At 68.4% G+C, this 21,226-nt stretch carries 16 protein-coding genes; 5 read left to right on the forward strand and 11 right to left on the reverse strand.

Features of this window, described 5'->3' with window-relative positions; translation table 11 throughout:
* Positions 1 to 1,731: PhoH family protein (locus BN948_RS11375; RefSeq protein WP_035621717.1), on the forward strand; the 1,731-nt coding region annotated here is incomplete at its 5' end.
* A gap of 90 nt (positions 1,732 to 1,821) precedes the next feature.
* Here the strand turns inward: BN948_RS11375 and dnaB are convergent.
* The 10 genes from dnaB to ppsA all read right to left on the reverse strand — a co-directional run bounded on the left by dnaB (position 1,822) and on the right by ppsA (position 11,032).
* Entirely contained in the window at positions 1,822 to 3,243 is a 1,422-nt protein-coding gene (dnaB, locus tag BN948_RS11380; RefSeq protein WP_009520645.1) for a replicative DNA helicase, read from the reverse strand.
* A 157-nt stretch (positions 3,244 to 3,400) separates the two neighbouring features.
* A complete protein-coding gene (rplI, locus tag BN948_RS11385; RefSeq protein ID WP_009520644.1) occupies positions 3,401 to 3,856 on the reverse strand; it encodes a 50S ribosomal protein L9 in 456 nt (151 codons plus the stop codon).
* 14 nt (positions 3,857 to 3,870) lie between these two features.
* The gene (gene rpsR / locus BN948_RS11390) at positions 3,871 to 4,152 is read right to left on the reverse strand and encodes a 30S ribosomal protein S18 (protein WP_009520643.1); all 282 of its coding nucleotides are present in this window, start codon (positions 4,150 to 4,152) and stop codon (positions 3,871 to 3,873) included.
* A gap of 12 nt (positions 4,153 to 4,164) precedes the next feature.
* Complete coding sequence (gene priB / locus BN948_RS11395; RefSeq protein ID WP_009520642.1) at positions 4,165 to 4,452, reverse strand: primosomal replication protein N; 288 nt, start codon at positions 4,450 to 4,452, stop codon at positions 4,165 to 4,167.
* A 30-nt stretch (positions 4,453 to 4,482) separates the two neighbouring features.
* Positions 4,483 to 4,854 (reverse strand): 30S ribosomal protein S6, encoded by a 372-nt coding sequence (gene rpsF / locus BN948_RS11400; protein ID WP_009520641.1) that lies wholly within the window; start codon positions 4,852 to 4,854, stop codon positions 4,483 to 4,485.
* A 196-nt stretch (positions 4,855 to 5,050) separates the two neighbouring features.
* Positions 5,051 to 7,165 (reverse strand): sodium:solute symporter family protein, encoded by a 2,115-nt coding sequence (locus tag BN948_RS11405; RefSeq protein ID WP_009520640.1) that lies wholly within the window; start codon positions 7,163 to 7,165, stop codon positions 5,051 to 5,053.
* Positions 7,166 to 7,168: 3 nt separating this feature from the next.
* Positions 7,169 to 7,429, reverse strand: coding sequence for a DUF4212 domain-containing protein (locus BN948_RS11410; protein ID WP_009520639.1), 261 nt, complete (start codon positions 7,427 to 7,429; stop codon positions 7,169 to 7,171).
* Between the two features lie 144 nt (positions 7,430 to 7,573).
* Positions 7,574 to 8,149 carry a tetratricopeptide repeat protein gene (locus BN948_RS11415; RefSeq protein WP_009520638.1) on the reverse strand — a complete coding sequence of 192 codons (576 nt, stop codon included), beginning with the start codon at positions 8,147 to 8,149 and terminating at the stop codon, positions 7,574 to 7,576.
* The gene (locus BN948_RS11420) at positions 8,146 to 8,445 is read right to left on the reverse strand and encodes a hypothetical protein (protein WP_009520637.1); all 300 of its coding nucleotides are present in this window, start codon (positions 8,443 to 8,445) and stop codon (positions 8,146 to 8,148) included. Before BN948_RS11420 ends, BN948_RS11415 begins: the two co-directional genes overlap by 4 nt.
* Before the next feature lie 187 nt (positions 8,446 to 8,632).
* A complete protein-coding gene (gene ppsA, locus BN948_RS11425) occupies positions 8,633 to 11,032 on the reverse strand; it encodes a phosphoenolpyruvate synthase (protein ID WP_009520636.1) in 2,400 nt (799 codons plus the stop codon).
* A gap of 159 nt (positions 11,033 to 11,191) precedes the next feature.
* Between ppsA and ppsR the strand changes: the two genes are divergently transcribed.
* From ppsR to BN948_RS11445, 4 genes are all read left to right on the forward strand, one after another.
* Positions 11,192 to 12,013 carry a posphoenolpyruvate synthetase regulatory kinase/phosphorylase PpsR gene (ppsR, locus tag BN948_RS11430; protein ID WP_009520635.1) on the forward strand — a complete coding sequence of 274 codons (822 nt, stop codon included), beginning with the start codon at positions 11,192 to 11,194 and terminating at the stop codon, positions 12,011 to 12,013.
* Between the two features lie 107 nt (positions 12,014 to 12,120).
* Positions 12,121 to 13,029 carry a caspase family protein gene (locus BN948_RS11435; RefSeq protein WP_009520634.1) on the forward strand — a complete coding sequence of 303 codons (909 nt, stop codon included), beginning with the start codon at positions 12,121 to 12,123 and terminating at the stop codon, positions 13,027 to 13,029.
* Between the two features lie 61 nt (positions 13,030 to 13,090).
* The gene (locus BN948_RS11440; protein ID WP_009520633.1) at positions 13,091 to 14,044 is read left to right on the forward strand and encodes an N-acetylmuramoyl-L-alanine amidase; all 954 of its coding nucleotides are present in this window, start codon (positions 13,091 to 13,093) and stop codon (positions 14,042 to 14,044) included.
* Positions 14,041 to 19,599, forward strand: a complete 5,559-nt coding sequence (locus tag BN948_RS11445; RefSeq protein WP_035621722.1) for a CHAT domain-containing protein — start codon at positions 14,041 to 14,043, stop codon at positions 19,597 to 19,599. Before BN948_RS11440 ends, BN948_RS11445 begins: the two co-directional genes overlap by 4 nt.
* Here the strand turns inward: BN948_RS11445 and ahpF are convergent, their stop codons facing one another.
* Positions 19,600 to 21,177: an alkyl hydroperoxide reductase subunit F gene (ahpF, locus tag BN948_RS11450; RefSeq protein ID WP_009520366.1), complete on the reverse strand. Its 1,578-nt coding sequence runs from the start codon at positions 21,175 to 21,177 to the stop codon at positions 19,600 to 19,602.
* Between the last annotated feature and the right edge of the window lie 49 nt (positions 21,178 to 21,226).

Below are 21,226 nucleotides of genomic sequence, written 5' to 3' on the forward strand. Positions count from 1 at the left end.
CCCTCCAAACGCGCCGCCCTCCTCGCACCCGACGCCTACTCCCTCAAGGCCTCCAACGCCAACCTCGAAGATTTCGACGAGCGCAGCGGTGGCCTGAACATCCTCCCGGACAACGACGCACTGCTCGCGGATGAGCGCGGCGACACACCTGCGCCGCGCAAGACGCGCCCTGCCGCGCCGGCGGCCAAGTCGCGCCGCGCGCCGGCACCTGTCCAGGAACTGAAAGACCGCCACGAGCGCCCCGAACCGGCCGCTCCCACCCCCGCGGCCACCACACCTGCCAGCCCGGCGCCCGTGGCCGCCGCGCGGCGGCGCAGCGCCGGGAAGGGGCCCAGCGGCGGCCCTGCGCGCCTCTTCGTGCTCGACACGAACGTGCTGCTGCACGACCCGATGAGCCTGTTCCGTTTCGAAGAGCACGACATCTACCTGCCGATGATCGTGCTGGAGGAGCTCGACGGCCACAAGAAGGGCATGACCGAGGTCGCGCGCAACGGCCGCCAGACCAGCCGGAATCTGGACGTCCTCGCCGCGCAGGCGGGCGGAGACATGACCAAGGGGCTGAAGCTTTCGGCCACCGGACACCAATCCGCACGCGGTCAACTCTTCTTCCAGACGGAACAGTTGCTCGGCGAGCTGCCCGCCGCCCTGCCACAGGGAAAGGCCGACAACCAGATCCTGGGCGTGGTAGCCGCGCTGCGCCAGCGCTACCCCGAGCGCGAAGTCATCCTGGTGTCCAAGGACATCAACATGCGCGTGAAGGCGCGCGCGCTGGGCCTTGCCGCCGAGGACTACGAGAACGACAAGACCCTGGACGACGGCGAGCTGCTCTACCCGGGCTCGCTCGCGCTCCCGCAGGACTTCTGGACGCGCCAGAGCAAGACCATCGAAAGTTGGCAAAGCGGTAGCCACACCTTCTACCGCGTGAGCGGCCCGGCGGTGAGCCAGTTCTACATCAACCAGTTCGTCTACTTCGAGGCGCCCGGCGAGCCTTCGCTGTACGCGCGCGTGACCGAGATCCGCGACAAGACCGCGGTGCTCAAGACACTGAAGGACTACACCCACCTCAAGAACGCCGTGTGGGGAGTGACCAGCCGCAACCGCGAGCAGAACTTCGCCCTCAACCTGCTGATGGACCCGGAGATCGACTTCGTCACGCTGGCCGGCACGGCCGGCACGGGCAAGACGCTGATGGCGCTGGCCGCTGGCCTCACTCAGGTGCTCGACGACCGCCGCTACACCGAGATCATCATGACCCGCGCCACGGTGAGCGTGGGTGAGGACATCGGCTTCCTGCCCGGCACCGAGGAAGAGAAGATGGGCCCCTGGATGGGCGCGCTCGATGACAACCTGGAGTTTCTGGCCAAGGGCGATGGCGGCAACGCGGGCGAATGGGGCCGCGCGGCCACCAACGAACTCATCCGCAGCCGCATCAAGGTCAAGAGCATGAACTTCATGCGCGGGCGCACGTTCATGAACAAGTACGTGATCATCGACGAGGCGCAGAACCTGACGCCCAAGCAGATGAAAACGCTGATCACGCGCGCGGGACCCGGCACCAAGATGATCTGCATGGGCAATCTGGCGCAGATCGACACGCCCTACCTCACCGAAGGCTCCTCGGGCCTGACCTTTGCCGTGGACCGCTTCAAGGGCTGGCCGCACGGCGGGCACATCACGCTGGCGCGTGGCGAGCGTTCGCGGCTCGCGGACTTCGCCTCGGAAGTGCTGTAAGCCTGCGCAACCGATCCGCCGACGGGCCGCCCCAAGGCGGATCAGCCCCCTCGGGGGGCAGCGACCCGCGCAGCGGTGGAGCGTGGGGGCCTAGTAGTCGCCGCCGCCGACGAGTGATTCGAAGCGCGTCAGCATGTTCAGGAAAGCGAGCTTGACGACCCCGGTGGGGCCGTTTCGCTGCTTGCCGATGATGATTTCCGCCACACCGGGCTCTTTGCAGGCGTCCTTGGTGTAGTACTCGTCGCGGTAGATGAACATGATGATGTCCGCGTCCTGCTCGATGGCGCCGGATTCGCGCAGGTCGCTCATCATGGGGCGCTTGTCGGTGCGCTGCTCGACCGAGCGGTTGAGCTGCGACAGCGCGATCACCGGGCATTGCAGTTCCTTGGCCAGCATCTTCAGGCCGCGCGAGATCTCACCGAGTTCGGTGGCGCGGTTGTCACCGCCGTCGCTGCTGGAGCCGCTCATGAGCTGCAGGTAGTCGACCACGATCAGGCCGAGCTTGCCGCAGGTGCGCGCCAGGCGCCGGGCGTTGGCGCGCAACTCGCTGGGCGTGAGGCCGGGTGTCTCGTCGATGTGCAGCGAGACGTGGCGCAGCTTCTCAATGGCCTCGGTCAGGCGCGGCCACTCCTCGTCGGTGAGCTTGCCGGTGCGCAAGTGGCCCTGGTTGATGCGGCCAATGGAGCCCACGATACGCACCGCGAGCTGGGCCGCGCCCATTTCCATGGAGAACACGGCCACGGGCAGGCCTTCGTTGAGCGCCACGTGCTCGGCGATGTTGATCGCGAAGGCGGTTTTCCCCATCGACGGGCGCGCCGCCAGCACGATCAGGTCGCCCCCCTGCAAACCCGCCGTCATGCGATCGAGGTCGATAAAGCCGGTGGGAACACCCGTCACGTCCTGCGGGTTGTCAGCCATCTCCTGCACGCGGTCCAGCAGGTCGACCACCAGCCGGTCCATCGACTGGAAGCCCTCCTTCATGCGCGAGCCTTCCTCGCCGATCTTGAAGATCTTCTGCTCGGCCTCGTCGAGGATCTTGGCCACCGGCTTGCCCTGCGGGTTGAAGGCGGAGGTGGATATCTCGTCGCTGGCAGCCACGAGTTTGCGCAGCACGGCGCGCTCGCGCACGATCTCGGCGTAGCGGCGGATGTTGGCTGCGCTGGGCACGTACTGAGCCAACGAGTTCAGGTAGGCGAGACCACCCACCTCCTCGGCCTTGCCGAGATTTTGCAGGTGCTCGAACACCGTCACCACGTCGGCAGGCTTCGAGGCATTGACCAGCGCGGCAATGGCCGAGTACGTCAGGCGGTGCTCGTAGCGATAGAAGTCCGAGTCGTTGAGCAGATCGGCCACGCGGTCCCACGCACCGTTGTCCAGCAAGAGCCCACCCAGCACGCTGGACTCGGCTTCGATGGAATGGGGGGGAACGCGGAGCTGGGCGACCTGCCGGTCGCCGGTGTCGTCGAGGCCGCTGCCGAGGTCAGGGAAGGGGCTGGAGAAGGCGGTGGACATGCAGCGTCAGGTCAAAGGGGCATGGTACGCCCCTGGGTAGTCCGCGTCATGGGACAACCCTGTGGAAAACAGGTGGGAATGCGGTGTACGCGTGGTGCAAAGAAAAAGCCGCTGCCCGAAGACAGCGGCTTTCGGCAAGCCGGACGGCTTGCGGGTATCAGGCGGTTTCGCCCAGCACCGAGACCGCCACGTCGACCGTGACGTCGGTGTGCAGGTTGACCTGCACGGTGTAGTCGCCAACCACCTTGAGCGGGCCGTTGGGCATGCGCACCTGCGACTTGACCACATCCTTGAAGCCAAGCTTGTGCAGTTCGTCGGTCACGTCGTGGTTGGTGACGGAGCCGAAAAGGCGACCGTCAACGCCGGCCTTCTGCGTGAGCTTGAGGCTGCTGGCAGCCAGCTTCTCACCTAGGGCCTGGGCATCGGCCAGCTTGGCGGCGGCGGCCTTCTCCAGTTCGGCGCGGCGGGCTTCGAAAGCCTCCAGGGCGTCCTTGGTGGCGCGGCGGGCCTGGCCCGTGGGGATCAGGAAGTTGCGGGCGTAACCGTCTTTCACCTTGACGACATCACCGAGGGCGCCGAGGTTGTGGACTTTTTCGAGAAGAATCACTTGCATGTCGGGCTCCTCGATCAGACGCGGTGCTGATCGCTGTAGGGCAGCATGGCCAGGAAGCGCGCGCGCTTGATGGCGGTGGTGACCTGACGCTGGTAGATCGCGCGGGTGCCAGTCAGGCGCGCGGGAATGATCTTGCCGTTTTCAGAGATGAAGTCGCGCAGGACGTCGATGTCCTTGTAGTCCACCTCTTCGACCTTGGCGACGGTGAAGCGGCAGAAGCGCTTGCGCTTGAAGAGCAGCGACTGGGTGTTGCGCTTGGGGCGCTTGTCTTTGTTGAAACGCTTGGGTGCAGCCATGATGGGCCTTTCCTATGTCTTGCTGAATGCCTGGATGTGGAAAACCACGCCTTTGCCGTTGCGCGCGTTCGCGAGGAAGCCGTCAAACACCGCCAGTTCGTTGAGCGCCTGCTTTTGCAGGGTCTCGGCCAGGGGCCCGAAGGCCACGGCACGGATCTGGAGGGCGACGGTTCGGGGTGTGTCCAGTTCGGTCTGCTGTGACTCGTGCTCTAGCACGAGGTTGAGCACCGGGATGCCTGCCGGTGTGTAACGCAGGTTCTGCACCTGCACCACCACGGCCTGCAACTGGAGACGGTTCACCCGATTCCCGCGAGCCTCACGCCTGGGGCGTCAGGTGGTGGGCTCCTGCGACTGCTGCTGGGCCTTGCGGGCCTCTTCGCGCTCCACCGTCTTCATCATGGACGACGGGCCGGTGTCGGCTTTCTTGCGCTGCACGCTCAGGTGGCGCAGCACGGCGTCGTTGAAGCGGAAAGCGTGCTCCAGCTCGTTCATCACGGCCTGATCGGCTTCGATGTTGACGCAGAGGTAGTGGGCCTTGGACAGCTTGTTGATCTGGTACGCCAGTTGACGGCGGCCCCAGTCTTCAACGCGGTGGATCTTGCCGCCGCCGGCGGTGATCATGCCCTTGTAGCGCTCCAGCATGGCCGGAACCTGTTCGCTCTGATCCGGGTGGATCAGCAAGACGATCTCATAGTGACGCATGGACTCTCCTTGTGGATGACCCCGGCCGACCGGAAGACCCTGGCCGGGGAGGTTGACAGCCGCCCCCAGGCGTCAGCAGGGGTGCAGCAAGGCAAGCCCGCGATTATACAAAAGTGAAAAGCCCGGGCCACCTGCCGGTGGTCCGGGCCGGATTCACCCACCAGCAACGGCGGGTGAAGGGCTTCTCAGGCGCCGATCAGGCGGCCTTGAGGTTGGGGTAGCGCACGTGCTCCACCAGTTCCTGGATCTTCTTGTTCGGCGCCGGGGTAACCAGGCTGACCAGGATGATCACCGCCATGCCGAGCGGCACACCGAACACGCCGGCCGAGATCGGCTGGATACCGAACCACAACTCCACCGGCGAGGTGACGCCGAAGACGCCGCGCAGCCAGGGCTGGGTGGTGACCATGTAGTAGAAGGTGATGCCCAGGCCGGCGATCATGCCCAGCGAGGCGGCAATGCCGGTGGCGCGCTTCCAGAAGATGCCAAGCACCAGGGCCGGGAAGAACGCCGCCGCCGCGAACGAGAACGCCGCGGAGACCAGGAACAGGATGTCGGCAGGCTTCTGCGCCGCCACGTAGGCAGCGCACAGGGCCACGACCAGCAGCAGCGTCTTGGAGATCGTGACGCGGCGGGCCGTCGAGGCGTTGGGGTCGATCATCTTGTAGTACAGGTCGTGCGACAGCGCATTGGCGATGGTCAGCAGCAGGCCGTCTGCGGTGGACAGCGCCGCAGCCAGGCCGCCGGCCGCCACCAAGCCCGAGATGACGTACGGCAGTCCACCAATAGCCGGGGTGGCCAGCACGATGATGTCACCGCCGATGCTCATCTCGTTGAGCTGCAGGATGCCGTCCTTGTTGACGTCGGTCACCGACAGCAGACCCGGATCGACGCGGTTCCACGCCGCTATCCATTCCGGCAGGTTGTTGAACGGTGTGCCCACCAGGACGTTGAGCACCTCGAACTTGACCAGCACCGCCAGCGCGGGCGCCGTGAAGTACAGCAGGAAGATGAAGAACAGCGACCAGGTCACCGACTGACGCGCCTCCTTCACGCTGGGCACCGTGTAGTAGCGCATCAGGATGTGCGGCAGCGCGGCGGTACCCACCATCAGGCAGAAGATGAGCGCGAGGAAGTTGCGCCGGGACTCGTCGAAGGTCTTCTTCGCCGCGGCGTCGCCGTTGGGGTCGCCCGCGAACTGAGCGGCGTGGCGCGGCATGCCGTTGAGCGGCTTGGTCTTCGCATCGGCGGCGGCCTTGGCCTTGGTCCAGGCAGCCTTGGCGGCGTCCGGGTCCTTGGGCAGATCGGCCACGGCTTTTTCGGCGGCGGCGATCTCGGCGCTCGGAGCATTGGCGGCGCGCAGGTCGGCCAGCTTCTTGTCGGCCGCGGCCTTGTCCGCGGTCAGGGCGGCAGCCGGATCCTTCAGCTTTTCAGCCAGTGCGTCGGAACGGGCCTTGAACACGCCACGGACTTCCAGCTCCTTCGGATCATTGATCAGGCGCTGTTCAGCCTCGGTGACCTTGACCAGTTGCTGGCCATAGATCGCCTGGGGCACGGGCACGCTGGTCTGCTTCACCGACAGCCACACCACCGGGATCATGTAGGCAATGATCAGGATGATGTACTGAGCCACCTGCGTCCAGGTCACCGCGCGCATGCCACCCAGGAACGAGCACACCAGGATGCCGCCGAGGCCCAGGAAAACCCCGAGCTCGAAGGCCACGCCCGTGAGGCGCGCGGTGATGATGCCCACACCGTAGATCTGCGCCACCACGTAGGTGAAGGAGCAGAGGATGGCCGCGAAGATGCCCAGGAAGCGCGGCAGGTTGCCGCCGTAGCGCTCACCCAGGAAGTCGGGGATGGTGAACTGCCCGAACTTGCGCAGGTACGGCGCCAGGAACAGCGCCACCAGGCAGTAGCCGCCCGTCCAGCCCATGATGAAAGCCAGGCCGCCGTAGCCCGTGAGGTACAGCGTACCGGCCATGCCGATGAACGACGCGGCCGACATCCAGTCGGCGCCGGTGGCCATGCCGTTGTAGACGGCTGGCACGCGGCGTCCGGCCACGTAGTACTCAGCCGCATCGGTGGTACGGCTCATGATGCCGATGCCCGCGTACAGGGCGATCGTGGCGATCAGGAAGATGAAGCCGATCCACTCGCGCGAGAGCCCGAGCTGCTCGAAGATGGCCAGGGCGACCACGAAGACGAAGAAGCCCCCCGTGTACCACTTGTAGACCTTGTTGAGTTGTTTCTTGAACGCAGCGTTTCCGCTTGCGCCGCCGGATGCGCCGGTTTCAAAGATGCCAGCCATGGTTCACTCCTCGGTCTCGTCGACACCGTGTTCGATGTCGAGCTTGTTCATGTACCAGGCGTAGAAACCGATGATGGCCACGTAGACCACCAGTGCCCCTTGCGCCCCGACCCAGAAGCTGAACGGCCAGCCGAAGAAGCTGAAGTTCAGGTCCCTGGCGAAGTAGCCCACCACGAACGTCACGAAGAACCATATCGCGAGCAATATGGCCGTGATGTTGAGGTTCTTCCGCCAGTACTGGCGGTGCTTTTCTGTCAATTGCATTGCATCGACCTCCATCAACAAGACCCTCTCGGGCACATCACGGACACCACCGTCTCCTCATGGCGGCCTGCAACCGGTCCGTGTTCTCGGCACCCGGCTTGCACCCGGCACCCCTTTTGATCAACCCCTCAGCCGCAGCGCGCGTCAGGTCTGTGCCTTGCCCAGACCTGTCTCGCGCTCCAGTTGAGCGGCCACCTTGGGCTCGAACCGTCGCAGGTGGCGAATGATCTTCGCCGCCTCGTCAGGTTCTTGCCGGTCCACATGAACCCGCGCCAGCTGATACCAGCCGTAGGGGCTCATGGGTTGCAGTTCGGTGTTGCGCTTGAGTGCCGTCACGGCGTCGTCGAATCGACGCTGACGTATCAGGCACAGTGCCAGGCCATACCAGGCACGGTCGAATTTGTCGTCAAGGGCGATGGCCTGGCGAAAGGCCGCCTCGGCCTCGTCGATGCGGCCCAGGTCTTCGCGCAGGAAGCCCAGGTTGAACCAGCCGGCGGCCTGCGACGGCTGCAAGGCGACCACGCGCTCAAGCGCTTCCACGGCCCCTGGCTTGTCCCCCTGCTCCGACAGCAGGTGCGCGCGAGTGGCCAGTGCATACAGGTCTTCGGCATCGAGCGCGAGCAAGGCGTCCACGCGCTCCAGCGCCGCGGCGCGGCGGTTGAACACCAGCAGCAGCTTGATCTGCCAACGCAAGAACCGACGGTTGAGCAAGTCGTTCATTTGCACAGCTCCACCCCGATGCGCAGGCAATGCTGGATGCGCAGCGCGGTCACCACGATCCAGGCGAAGGCGAGCACGAGGAAGGCCACCAGCGGCACGTGGCGATCGAGCACGATGCTGCGCGGCGTGATGAAGCGCGCCAGCACCACGAAGGGCCGGCCGACCTGCGCGAGGATCTGATAGAAGATGTTGGTGTCGCGCTTGCCGCCGGCCAGCAAGCCCACCACCCACTGACCGAACAGCGACATGAGTGCGATCTCGCAGATCAGCTTGACGGCAGAGAGAAGCAACAGCATGCGAAAGGTGTTCCTGTGAGTTGCCGCGATTCTGGGCGGGCAACTTACCGCCTTCTTACAAAGGCCCCGGGCTGGGCTTCCGGGCAGGTCAAACCCTGTCGGGGTTTTCCCGGGGTAGGACTTCGCTGCAGCGCAATGAAAAACGGCCGGGTTTCCCCGGCCGTTGTCGTGTTGAGTACCGAAGACCTCAGGCCCCGGGCTGCGCCAGCAGCTGCCAGGTGTCAACCACCGTGTCGGGGTTGAGCGAGATCGAGCTGATGCCCTCGTCACGCAGCCACTGCGCGAAGTCGGGGTGGTCGCTGGGGCCTTGGCCGCAGATGCCCACGTACTTGCCCTCGGCCTTGCAGGCGCCGATGGCGAGCTTGAGCAGCGCGCGCACCGCCGGGTCGCGTTCGTCGAAGTCGTGCGCCAGAAGCTCCAGGCCCGAGTCGCGGTCCAGACCCAAGGTGAGCTGCGTCAGGTCGTTCGAGCCGATGGAGAAGCCATCGAAGTACTGCAGGAAGTCCTTGGCGAGCACGGCATTGCTGGGGATCTCGCACATCATGATGAGCTGCAGGCCGTTCTCGCCGCGCTTCAATCCCTTGTCGGCCAGCAGCTCGGTCACGCGCTTGGCCTGCGCCAGCGTGCGCACGAAGGGCACCATCACCTGCACATTGCTCAGGCCCATGTCCTCGCGCACGCGCTTGAGCGCCTCGCACTCCATGGCGAAGGCCTCGGCGAAGTCGGCGCTGATGTAGCGCGCCGCGCCGCGGAAACCCAGCATGGGGTTCTCTTCATCGGGCTCGTAGCGCGAGCCGCCCACGAGCTTGCGGTACTCGTTGCTCTTGAAGTCCGACAGGCGAACGATCACCGGCTTGGGCCAGAAGGCCGCGGCGATGGTAGCCACCCCCTCGGCGACCTTGTCCACGTAGAACGCGCGCGGCGAGGCGTGGCCACGCGCCACCGACTCCACCGCCTTCTTCAGGTCCGCATCGATCTGCGGGTAGTCGAGGATGGCCTTGGGGTGCACGCCGATGTTGTTGTTGATGATGAACTCGAGCCGCGCCAGGCCCACGCCACCATTGGGGATCTGCGCGAAATCGAAGGCGAGCTGGGGGTTGCCCACGTTCATCATGATCTTCACGTCGAGCTCGGGCATCTCGCCGCGCTGGACCTCGGTCACTTCGGTTTCGAGCAGGCCGTCGTAGATGTTGCCGGTGTCGCCCTCGGCGCAGCTCACGGTGACGAGCGTGCCGTCCTTCAGCAGCTCGGTGGCGTCGCCGCAGCCCACCACGGCCGGGATGCCCAGCTCGCGCGCGATGATGGCCGCGTGGCAGGTGCGCCCGCCGCGGTTGGTGACGATGGCGCTGGCGCGCTTCATCACGGGCTCCCAGTTCGGGTCGGTCATGTCGGTGACGAGCACGTCGCCGGGCTGCACCTTGTCCATCTCGCTGATGCTGTGCACCAGGCGCACCGGGCCCGTGCCCACCTTCTGCCCGATGGCCCGGCCACTGGCCAGCACCGCGCCCTTGCCTTTGAGCTTGTAGCGCACCTCGGTCTTGCCGGCGCTCTGGCTCTTCACGGTCTCGGGGCGCGCCTGCAGGATGTAGATCTGGCCGTCGTTGCCGTCCTTGCCCCATTCGATGTCCATGGGGCGGCCGTAGTGTTCCTCGATCACCAGCGCGTACTTCGCCAGTTGCGCGACGTCGGCGTCGCTCAGGCTGTAGCGGTTGCGCTGTTCCACCGGCACGTCCACGGTCTTCACGAGCTTGCCGCTGGCCGCCTTCTCCTCCGCCGTGCTGAACACCATCTGGATCAGCTTGCTGCCCAGGTTGCGTCGGATCAGCGCGCGCTTGCCGGCCTTGAGCATGGGCTTGTGCACGTAAAACTCGTCGGGGTTCACGGCGCCCTGCACCACCGTCTCGCCCAGGCCGTAGCTGCTGGTGATGAAAACGACGTCGGAAAAGCCGCTCTCGGTGTCGATGGTGAACATGACGCCGGCGGCGCCCAGGTCGGAGCGCACCATGCGCTGCACGCCGGCCGACAGCGCCACCTCGGCGTGGGCGAAGCCCTTGTGCACGCGGTAGCTGATGGCGCGGTCGTTGTAGAGGCTGGCGAAGACCTCTTTCATCTTGTGCAGCACCTCGTCGATGCCGACCACGTTGAGGAAGGTTTCCTGCTGGCCCGCGAAGGAGGCGTCGGGCAGGTCTTCAGCGGTGGCGGAGGAGCGCACGGCGAAGGACGCCTTGTCATTGCCCTCGCTCAGCGTGACGAAGGCCTCGCGGATGGCCTTCTCCAGATCGGCCGGGAAGGGCTGGGCCTCGACCCAGCCGCGGATCTCGGCACCGGCCGCGGCCAGGGCGCGCACGTCCTCGGTGTCCAACGTGGTCAGGCGCTGGTTGATGCGATCGGCCAGGCCGTCGTGCTGGAGGAATTGGCGGAAGGCGTGTGCCGTGGTGGCGAAGCCCGTGGGCACTTTCACGCCGCTGGGCAGCTGCGAAATCATCTCGCCGAGGCTGGCGTTCTTGCCGCCGACGGACTCGACGTCGCTCATTCGCAGCTTTTCGAAGGGCACGACCAGTGCGGTCGCCTCGAACAGGTTGGACATGGAAAAACTCCTGAGGTTGAAAAACCGGGGATCCATGCGCCAGCGTGTGACCTGTGCTTGTGTTGTGGGTCGGCCACCGGGCAAGGCAGAAATGGGGGCGGCGCGGCCCGGATAATGGCCCGCCACGCAACAGCAGCGGATTGTAAGGACGCCCCTCCCATGTCCCTCAGAACGGTTTTCTTCGTCTCCGACGGCACCGGCATCACCGCCGAAACGTTCGGTAACGCCATCCTGGCGCAGTTCGAGGCCACGGTGCGCCGCGTGCGCCTGCCCTTTCTGGACAGTGTGGACAAGGCCCACCAGGCCGTGCGCCAGATCAACCACACCGCGGAGGTGGAGGGCAAACGCCCGCTGGTCTTCACCACGGTGGTGAACGACGAAGTGCTCGACGTCTTTCAGCACCACTGCCGCGGCATGCTGCTCGACATGTTCGGCACCTTCGTGCAGCCGCTGGAGGAAGAGCTCGGCATCAAGAGCAACCACCGCGTGGGCCGCTTCTCCGACGCCTCCAAGAGCAAGGCGTACCACGACCGCATCGAGGCCATCAACTACTCGCTGGCGCACGACGACGGCCAGAGCGACAAGGACCTGGAGAGCGCCGACGTGATCCTGGTGGGCGTGAGCCGCAGCGGCAAGACACCGACCTCGCTCTACCTGGCCATGCAGTACGGCCTGAAGGCGTCCAACTACCCGCTGATCCCCGAAGACTTCGAGCGCCGCAAACTCCCGCCGGCGCTGGTGGCGCACCGCAAGAAGCTCTTCGGCCTGACCATCGCGCCCGACCGGCTGAGCGAGATTCGCAACGAGCGCCGGCCCAACTCGCGCTACGCCGACCTGGAGAACTGCCGCAACGAGGTGGCCGAGGCCGAGGCCATGATGCGCCGCGAGGGCATCCGCTGGCTGTCGACGACGACCAAGTCGATCGAGGAAATTGCCACCACCATCCTGCAGGAGCTGCGGCCCGAGCGCCTGGAATATTGAGCGCTCACCGCGTCCCTCAACTGAGGGAGCAGCGCGATTGACAGTGCACCCGGCGCCCTCCCAGAATCCGTGCGGCGTTTCACGGATTGTTACCCCTGGAGGGTGCCATGACGAAGAAGGGCAAGGCGGACGGCAGCGGTGCCCCCCGGGGCCTGTCGCTGCACATCGGCATCAACGAGGTGAGCGCCGATGCCTACGAGGGCTGGACCGGGCCGCTCGCGGCCTGCGAGGCCGACGCCCATGACATGGCCGCGCTGGCCAGCGCACGCGGCCTGAAGGCCACCCAGCTCATCACCATCAAGGCCACGCGCCGCAACGTGCTGCGCGCCCTGCGCGCCGCCGCCAAGGCGCTGGTGGCGGGCGACCTGTTCGTGCTGACCTTCTCCGGCCACGGTGGCCAGGTGGACGACGTGACCGGCGACGAGGACGAGCAGGACGACAAGCTCGACGAGACCTGGTGCCTGTACGACGGCCAGCTCATCGACGACGAGCTCTACCTGGAACTGAGCCGCTTCGCCCAGGACGTGCGCGTGCTGGTGCTGTCCGACAGTTGCCACAGCGGCACCGTCACGCGCGCGCCAGATCCGGCGCTGGTCAACGGCCGACCGCGCCAGATGCCGCGCGACATCGCCCGGCGCGTGTACCAGGCGCACCGCGCCTTTTACGATGAATTGCAGCGGGACGTGGCCAAGGCCGCTGGCGCCGCGTCGGTGGACCCCGACACCGCGCTGGCCAATGTGGCCGTGAGCCAGCGCCTAACGGCCATCGTCAAGGACTTCAAACCCGCAGTGATTCTGATCTCGGGCTGCCAGGACAACCAGTTCTCCATGGACGGCGACCACAACGGTGCCTTCACCGGACAACTGCTGCGCGTGTGGAACGACGGCCGCTTCAAGGGCAACCACGCGCGCCTGCACGCCTTGGTGCGCGCGGGCCTGCCGGCCACGCAGTCGCCCAACCTGTTCACGCTCGGCCCCGCGGCCGAATTCCTGCAACAGACGCCGTTCACGATCTGAACGCGGCGGCCCGGGCACGGCCGCCTTCCCCCCGTGCCCTCCGCTCGTGCGAGGAGCCGACATGCTCAGGATCGCCAACCACCGCCTCAGCGGCCCGGGCGTGAGCCACCAGGCCACGCCCAACACCGGCGGCGCGCTGCGCCCGCGCTTCGTGGTGCTGCACTACACGGCCGGGCGCGACACCGACAGCGCTGTGCGCTCCCTGTGCGCGCGCAAGCCCCAGGGCAACGCCTCGGCCCACCTCGTGCTCGGGCGCGACGGGAGCATCGTGCAACTGGCCGACTTCAACGTGGTCACCTGGCACGCGGGCGTGAGCCAGTGGGCCGGCGTCAACGGCCTCAACCCGGTGGCCATCGGCATCGAGATGGACAACGCCGGCCTGCTGCATCGGGAGGGCGATCGCTGCGTGTCCTGGTTCGGCCGGGCCTACCCCGAGGACGAGGTGGTGCTGGCCGAGCACAAGCACGGCGGCGGCGTGCGTCCCTGGCACCACTACACCGAGGCGCAGATCGAACGCGCGCTGGAGCTGTGCGAGTTGCTGGTGGCGCACTACGGCCTGGAGGACGTGCTCGGCCACGAGGACGTGGCTCGCGGGCGCAAGCTGGACCCAGGCCCGGCGTTTCCGCTGGCCGCCGTGCGCGGCCGCGCGCTGGGCCGTGGCAGCGACGCGCCGCCGCGCTGGGTGGTCACCGCCACGCGGCTGAACATACGCGGCGGCCCGGGCGCCGACCACACCGCGCTGGGCACCGCGCTGCGGCGCGGCACCGAACTGATCCTGCTGGAGCCGCTGGACCGCTGGAGCCGCGTGGCCGTGGTCGGCGAGACCGACCTGGAAGGCTGGGTCTGCAACGACTTCATCGAGCGCCAGGCGGTGCCGCGCTCGGGGCTGGTGGCGCTGCACCGCTCTCAGCGCCAGGTGCCCCTGGCCGCGGTGGCCCGCCGGGCGGCTGGCCGATCCACCGCCCTCCCCCGCCCAACCACCAGCCGCACGCGCCGCAGCGAGGTGAGCCAATGAGCCCCTCCTCCAACGACCAGGCCCTTCTGTTCGTGGTGCATGGCCAAGCCGTGCCTCCCGACGCCACGCGTGGCGGTCCGACCGGCACCGGACGCCCGCTCGGCGAGCGCACCCGTGTGCTGCAACGCGTGCAGATGGGTGCGCTGCGCGGCGGCGCCCCCCAGCGCCTGAGCGCGCGCCCCGGGCAGGACGCCGTGGTGCTGCACATCGCCGACGGGCCCTCACTGGTGCTGCACCCGCTCACCGCCAAGGCCCTGATGCAGGCCCAGGCCCCGGGGGTGCGCGCCGGCGCGGACGAGACAGCCATTCCTGCGCAACTGGGCTGGCCCGGGCTGGCGCCGCGCGGCGCCACGCGCGGGGGCCTGGGCAGCGCGCTGATCTCGGCGGTGGAGGTGATCACCGGCATCGCGCTGGAGCCGGCGGCGCGCCTCACCGCACGCCGCCTTGCCCGGCGCTTCGACGAGCAGGTCACGCCCGGCGTGCACCCGCTCTCGGCCGAGGCCATGGCCACTCCACTCAAGGGGCAGGCGCCGCTGCAACGCATTCCGGCCGCGCCGGCGGACGCCCCCTTGCTGGTGCTGCTCCACGGCACGTTCTCCGATACGCACGGCACCTTCGGCAAGCTCTGGCTGCACCACCCGCAGCGCGTGCGCGATCTGTTCGGCCACTATGGCGGCCGCGTCTACGCGCTCGACCACCCCACGCTGAGCGCCAGCCCCATCGACAACGCGCTGATGCTGGCCCAGGCCCTGCCCGACGGCGCACGCGTGCACCTGCTCACCCACTCGCGCGGCGGCCTGGTGGGCGAGGTGCTGGCGCGCGTGTGCGCACACCCCGAACTCGACGAGGCCGCGCTCGCGCCGTTCAAGGCCGAGGGGCACCGCGACCAGTTGCGGGCCCTGCGCGCGCTCGCGGCCGAGCTCAAGGGCCGCGACATCCGCGTCGAGCGTTTGCTGCGCGTGGCCTGCCCCGCGCGCGGCACGCTGCTGGCCTCCGGGCGCCTCGACGCCTACGTCTCGGTGCTCAAGTGGACGCTGGAGCTGGCCGGCGTGCCGGTGGCACCGCAACTGCTGGACTTCCTGGGCGAGGTGGCCAGCCACCGCACCGACCCGCAGGAGTTGCCCGGCCTGCAGGCCATGACGCCGCTGAGCCCGCTGGTGCAGTGGCTGCACGCCAGCGACGCGCACGGCCCGCTGCCCGGCCAGTTGCGCGTGGTGGCCGGCGACATCGAAGGCGACTCGGTACGCACCTGGGTCAAGACGCTGCTGGCCGATGCCTTCTACTGGACCGACAACGACCTCGTGGTGCAGACGCGCTCCATGTACGGGGGCACGCCGCGCGCGGCCAACGGTGCGCAGGCGGGCGCGAGCTTCGTGCTCGAACGCGGTGGCAACGTCACCCACTTCGCCTACTTCAGCCACCCCCGCACCGCCCAGGCGGTGTGCGACGGCCTGACGCAGGAGCAGCCGGCGGGCTTTCGCGCCATCGGGCCACTATCCTGGGCGGGCCAGAGCGAGACCGGCGTGCGCGCCGCTCCAGCGAGCGGCGAGGCGGCGCGACGCCCCGCCGTGATTCTGCTGCCAGGCATCCTGGGCAGTCACCTCGCCGTTCACCGCGAGCGCGTGTGGCTGAGCCTGCGCATCATCGGCGGGCTCGACCGCCTGGCCTGGCAGGGGCACGCGGGCGAGGTGCTTCCCGACGGCCCCATCGGCGCCTTCTACGACAAGCTTGCGCGCCGCCTGAGCGAGACGCACGAACTCATCCCCTTCGGCTTCGACTGGCGCCGCCCGATCGAGGAAGAAGCCCGCCGACTCGCCGACTGTATGGAGCGGGCGCTGGCCGCGCGTGAGGACAGCGGCCAGCCGGTGCGCCTGCTCGCCCACTCCATGGGCGGCGTGCTCGCGCGCACCGTGCAGCTCGAACGGCCCGACGTATGGGAGCGCTGGGCACAGCGGCCTGGCGCGCGCCTGCTCATGCTGGGCACGCCCAACGGCGGCTCCTTCGCGCCCATGCAGGTGCTCTCGGGCGACGACAACTTCGGCAACGCGCTGGTGGCCTTCGGCCTGCCCTTCCAGGACCACCGGGCGCGCCAGATCATGGCCGCCATGCCGGGCTTCCTGCAGCTGCAGGCCGGCCTGCTGGACCCGTCGCTCGGCCTGGCCTCGAGCCAGCGCTGGACCGAGTTGGCCGAGCAGGACATGAAGACACTGGAGCGCGCGCTGACGTGGCACAGCGAAGGACCGCAGCGCTCCATCTACCGGTGGGGCATTCCGCCGCAGCCCGTGCTCGACCAGGCGCGTGCGCTGCGCGAACGGCTCGACCGCCAGGCGCGCGAGGCCTTGCCGGGCTTCCGTGACCGCCTCGTCATGGTGGTCGGTCGCTCGCGCTTCACGCCCGCGGGTTACGAAATCGACGACGACGAGGGCCTGGTCTACCTTGACCGCCCCCAAGGTGGCGACGGCCGCGTGACGCAGGAAAGCGCCCTGTTGCCCGGCGTGCGCGCCTGGCGGCTGGACTGCGCCCACGGCGACTTGCCCAAGGCTGAGCGCGCCTTCGACGCCTACCTCGACTTGCTCGAGCGCGGCGAGACCACGCGGCTGGAGCCCGTGGTCGCCACCGCCCGCAGTTCGCCCGCCGAACCCACCGAAGCGCCCACGGTGCGCAGCCGCCCCTCGCGCCAGGCGCGCGCGATCGACGAGCCGCTGCTCGACGTGCACGCGCTGCTCGACCCCGAGGATCTCCACCCCGCGCAGCCCCCCGCGCCCGGCTCTGCGCCGCTGGCGATCACGGTGCACAACCGCGACCTGGTGTTCGTCGGCCAGACGCTGCTGATCGGCCACTATGCCTCGTCCCGCCTCACCGGCACCGAGGCGGTGGCGGACCGGTTGCTGGGTGGCGTGCCATCGGCCTCGCTGGCCGCCGGCGTGTACCCCGAGGCGCCGGGCACCCACCAGATCTTCGTCAACCGCCACGAGAACCCCGCGCGGCCCCTCGGCCTGCCGCAGCCGCCCTGGGTGGTCGTGGCCGGCCTCGGGGCCGAAGGCAAGCTCGGCAGTGCGCAACTCGTGCACACCATCTGCCAGGCCACCATCGCCTGGGCCATGCGCCTGACCGAAGACCCGGCAGGCCCGCCGGCGCAGTTCGAGCTGACCAGCACGCTGATCGCCAGCGGCGGCAGCGGCATCCACGTGGGCACCTCGGCACAGGCACTGGCGCACGGCGTGCGCGAGGCCAATGCCCGGCTGGCCCAGGGCCAGTGGCCACAGGTGAGCCACCTGCACATCAACGAGCTGTACCTCGACCGGGCGACCGAGGCCTGGTCGGCGCTGCAGATGCTGGCCGGCGCCGCGCAGGGCCACTTCCGTCTCAGCCCGCTCATCGAGTCCGGCCCCGGTGCCCTGCGCCGCCCGCTGGACAGCGGCTACCGCGGCACGGGCTACGACTTCGTCAGCGCCATCGTGCACGACGACCGCCATGGGGAACCCGTGATCACCTACACCCTGGACACCAAACGCGCGCGCAGCGAGGTGCGGCAGCAGCCGCTGCAGCAGCGGCTGATCCACGACCTGGTCACCACCGCGTCGAACCACCTCACACGCGACCCGCAGCTCGGCCGCACGTTGTTCCAGCTGCTCGTGCCGCAAGACCTGGAGAGCAGCCTGGAAGGCACCAGCGAGCTCGTGCTCGAGCTCGACGACCGCTCGGCCACCATCCCCTGGGAACTGCTCGACGCCCCGCTGGACCGCCGTCGCGACCCCAAGGAGCCCTGGGCCATTCGCAACCGCCTGGTGCGGCGCCTGCGCACCGAGGTGTTTCGATCCCAGGTGCGCGACGCCACGATCGAAGACCACGCCCTGGTGGTGGGTGAACCCGCCAGCGGCCCCACGCCTTTGGCGGAGCTGCCGGGCGCGCGCGCCGAGGCCCGGGCCGTGGCCACGGCGCTGCTGGGCCCCAAGGGCCTGGCGGAGAACGAGGTGCGCCGCCTCATCGCCGACGAGGACGGCCACAAGCCCGGCGCCGCCGACATCATCAACGCGCTGTTCGAGCGGCCCTACCGCGTGCTGCACATCGCTGGCCATGGCGAGCCCGCCGCCGCGCGCGACAGCGGCCCGACTCGCCCGGCCCTGCGCGGCGTTGTGCTCAGCGACGGCGCCTTCATCGGCCCGCGCGAGATCGAGGCCATGCGCGTGGTGCCGGAGCTGGTGTTCCTCAACTGCTGCCACCTGGCGGCGGACAAGAGCGCGTCGCTGGCCGGAGCCGACAACCGCAGTGCGCTTGCCGCAGGCCTGGCCCAGCAGTTGATCCGCATCGGCGTGCGCTGCGTGGTGGCGGCCGGCTGGGCCGTGGCCGACGGCGCTGCCGCGGCCTTTGCCACCACCTTCTATCAGCGGCTGCTCGATGGCCAGCGCTTCATGGACGCCGTGCAGGCCGGACGCGTCGAGGCCTACCGCACCGACGGCACCAGCAACACCTGGGCGGCCTACCAGTGCTACGGTGACCCCGACTGGGTCTGGCAGCGCGCAGGCAGCGAGGCGGACAACGCGCCCCTGCCCGTCGAACAGCGCTACGCCTCGGTGGCTTCGCCCTCGGCGCTGGTGGTGGCACTGGAATCGCTCATCGCGCAATGCAACACGGGCAATCTGGCGCCGGCCGAAATGGTCGTGCGCCTGCGCCACCTGCAGCAGCGGTTCCAGGAGCCCTGGGGCGGCAGCGGCGCCATCGCCGAAGCCTTCGGCCTGGCCTGGCGCGAAGCCGATCAGCTCGACGAGGCCGTGCACTGGTTCGAACAGGCCGTGCGCGCCGACGATGGCAGCGCGGGCATCCGGGCGGCGGAGCAACTGGCCAACGTGCTGGCGCGCCGTGCCTGGTACCGCCTGCGGAGTGCCAGCCGCTCGCCCGACGAGATGTCCGAGGCGCTGCGGCAGGCCCGCGTGGACGTGGCGCGGGCGCTCGACAGCCTGCAGGCGCTGGTGGCGCTGGCGGACTCCGTCGAGCGCGCCAGCCTGCAAGGCGGCACCTTCAAGCGTCTGGCACAGATCGAACGGCTGGCACACGAACGCGGGCTGACGCCCGATGACGCGGCCTGCGCGAAGGCGCTGGCCTGCATGGCCGAGCACTACCAGCGCGCCGAAACACTCGCCCTGCGCCAGGGCCAGGACGAGGCCTTCCACCCCGCCATGAACCTGCTGGCCGCCGACGTGGTGCGCGGACACCCCCTGGACCCACGGCGCGTGGCCCAGGCCAGCGACAGTCTGCGGCGCCAGCACGCCCGCTCGCCGAACTTCTGGAGCGCCGTGGCGGACGCGGAACTGCTCATCCTGCAGGCGCTGGACCAGAACCAACTGGCCCAGGCGCAAGCCGGCATCGACGCCATGCTGGTCGACCTGCACGCCCACGCGGGCTCAAGCTGGCTGTGGAAATCGCCGACCGACCAACTCGAGTTCCTGCTCGGGCTGGCCGATGCCGGCCAACGCGGCACCGCGCACCGGGAGGCGGCTGCTCTGCTGCTGCAGCGCCTCAGGCGCTATGCGGGGGCGGCGGCTGGGGCCGCCTGATCAGGCCGCCGCCGCTTCCGCCACCGGCAGACGGATCAGGTGATCGAACGCGCTCAGCGCGGCCGTCGACCCCGCGCCGGCGGCGATCACGATCTGCTTGTAGGGCACCGTGGTGCAGTCGCCGGCCGCGAACACGCCCTCCACGTTGGTGTGGCCCTTGGCGTCGATCACGATCTCGCCGAAACGGCTGAGCTCCACCGTGCCCTTCAGCCATTCGGTGTTGGGCACCAGGCCGATCTGCACGAACACGCCTTCGAGCTCGATGTGACGCTGCTCGCCGCTCACGCGGTCCTTGTAGCTCAGGCCATTCACCGTGCCGTTGGCGCCGGTGATCTCGGTCGTCTGCGCGTTCACGTGGACGCTGACATTGGGCAGGCTCTCGAGCTTGCGCACCAGCACCGCGTCGGCCTTGAGCGCGTCGGCAAACTCGATCAATGTCACATGCTGCACGATGCCCGCGAGATCGATCGCCGCCTCGACACCCGAGTTGCCGCCACCGATCACCGCCACGCGCTTGCCCTTGAACAGCGGGCCGTCGCAGTGCGGGCAGTAGGCCACGCCTTTGTTGCGGTACTCGGCCTCGCCGGGCACGTTCACGTTGCGCCAGCGCGCGCCGGTCGACAGGATCACGCTGCGCGCCTTGAGCGTGGCGCCGTTGGCCATGACCACCTGCACCGGGCCGCCGGGCTCGCTGGCGGGCACCAGTTTTTCGGCGCGCTGCAGGTTCATGATGTCGACGCCGTAGTGACGCACCTGGGCTTCGAGCGCGGCAGCGAATTTCGGCCCGTCGGTTTCCAGCACGCTGATGTAGTTCTCGATCGCCAGCGTGTCGTTCACCTGGCCGCCGAAGCGCTCGGCCGCCACGCCCACGCGGATGCCCTTGCGCGCCGCGTACACGGCCGCCGCGGCACCGGCCGGGCCACCGCCCACGATCAGCACGTCGAACGGGTCTTTCGCATCCAGCTTGGCGGCTTCACGCGCATCGGCGTTCACGTCGAGCTTGGCGACGATCTCCTCCAGCGACATGCGGCCACCGCCGAACTCCTGGCCATTGAGGTAGACCATGGGCACCGCCATCACCTGGCGCTGCTCCACCTCGGCCTGGAACAGGCCGCCGTCGATCACCGTCACCTGCACCGCCGGGTTGCGGATCGCCATCAGCGACAGCGCCTGCACCACATCCGGGCAGTTGTGGCAGCTCAGGCTCATGTACACCTCGAAGCGCAGATCACCTTCCAGCGTGGCGATGGCGTCCAGCGTCTCCTGCTCGGCCTTGGGCGGGTGGCCGCCCGTCCACAGCAGCGCCAGCACCAGCGAAGTGAACTCGTGGCCCAGGGGGATGGCAGCGAAGCGCACGCCGGTGGTCTCGCCCTCGCGGGCGATCACGAACGAGGGCTTGCGCTCATCCATGCCGCTGTCGTCGAAGGACACTTGGTCCGACAGGCCGGCGATGGTCTGCAGCAACTCGCGCAGCTCCTGCGACGAAGTGGAATCGTCGAACGAGCCGATGAGGCGGATGGGCCGCTGCAGCTTGCCCAGATAAGCCTGCAATTGGGCCTTGAGGGTGTCGTCGAGCATGGGGGACTCCTTTCGGTTCGGTTCAGCGTTTTGCGAGGAACCCTGGGCG

Source organism: Hydrogenophaga intermedia (assembly GCF_000723405.1).
GTDB classification, from domain to species: domain Bacteria; phylum Pseudomonadota; class Gammaproteobacteria; order Burkholderiales; family Burkholderiaceae_C; genus Hydrogenophaga; species Hydrogenophaga intermedia.

Coding starts and splice junctions, on each gene's coding strand:
- dnaB (WP_009520645.1), bottom strand. CDS start 3,243: ATGTCCACCGCCTTCTCCAGCCCCTTCCCTGACCTCGGCAGCGGCCTC.
- rplI (WP_009520644.1), bottom strand. CDS start 3,856: ATGCAAGTGATTCTTCTCGAAAAAGTCCACAACCTCGGCGCCCTCGGT.
- rpsR (WP_009520643.1), bottom strand. CDS start 4,152: ATGGCTGCACCCAAGCGTTTCAACAAAGACAAGCGCCCCAAGCGCAAC.
- rpsF (WP_009520641.1), bottom strand. CDS start 4,854: ATGCGTCACTATGAGATCGTCTTGCTGATCCACCCGGATCAGAGCGAA.
- BN948_RS11405 (WP_009520640.1), bottom strand. CDS start 7,165: ATGGCTGGCATCTTTGAAACCGGCGCATCCGGCGGCGCAAGCGGAAAC.
- BN948_RS11410 (WP_009520639.1), bottom strand. CDS start 7,429: ATGCAATTGACAGAAAAGCACCGCCAGTACTGGCGGAAGAACCTCAAC.
- BN948_RS11415 (WP_009520638.1), bottom strand. CDS start 8,149: ATGAACGACTTGCTCAACCGTCGGTTCTTGCGTTGGCAGATCAAGCTG.
- BN948_RS11420 (WP_009520637.1), bottom strand. CDS start 8,445: ATGCTGTTGCTTCTCTCTGCCGTCAAGCTGATCTGCGAGATCGCACTC.
- ppsA (WP_009520636.1), bottom strand. CDS start 11,032: ATGTCCAACCTGTTCGAGGCGACCGCACTGGTCGTGCCCTTCGAAAAG.
- ppsR (WP_009520635.1), top strand. CDS start 11,192: ATGTCCCTCAGAACGGTTTTCTTCGTCTCCGACGGCACCGGCATCACC.
- BN948_RS11435 (WP_009520634.1), top strand. CDS start 12,121: ATGACGAAGAAGGGCAAGGCGGACGGCAGCGGTGCCCCCCGGGGCCTG.
- BN948_RS11440 (WP_009520633.1), top strand. CDS start 13,091: ATGCTCAGGATCGCCAACCACCGCCTCAGCGGCCCGGGCGTGAGCCAC.
- BN948_RS11445 (WP_035621722.1), top strand. CDS start 14,041: ATGAGCCCCTCCTCCAACGACCAGGCCCTTCTGTTCGTGGTGCATGGC.
- ahpF (WP_009520366.1), bottom strand. CDS start 21,177: ATGCTCGACGACACCCTCAAGGCCCAATTGCAGGCTTATCTGGGCAAG.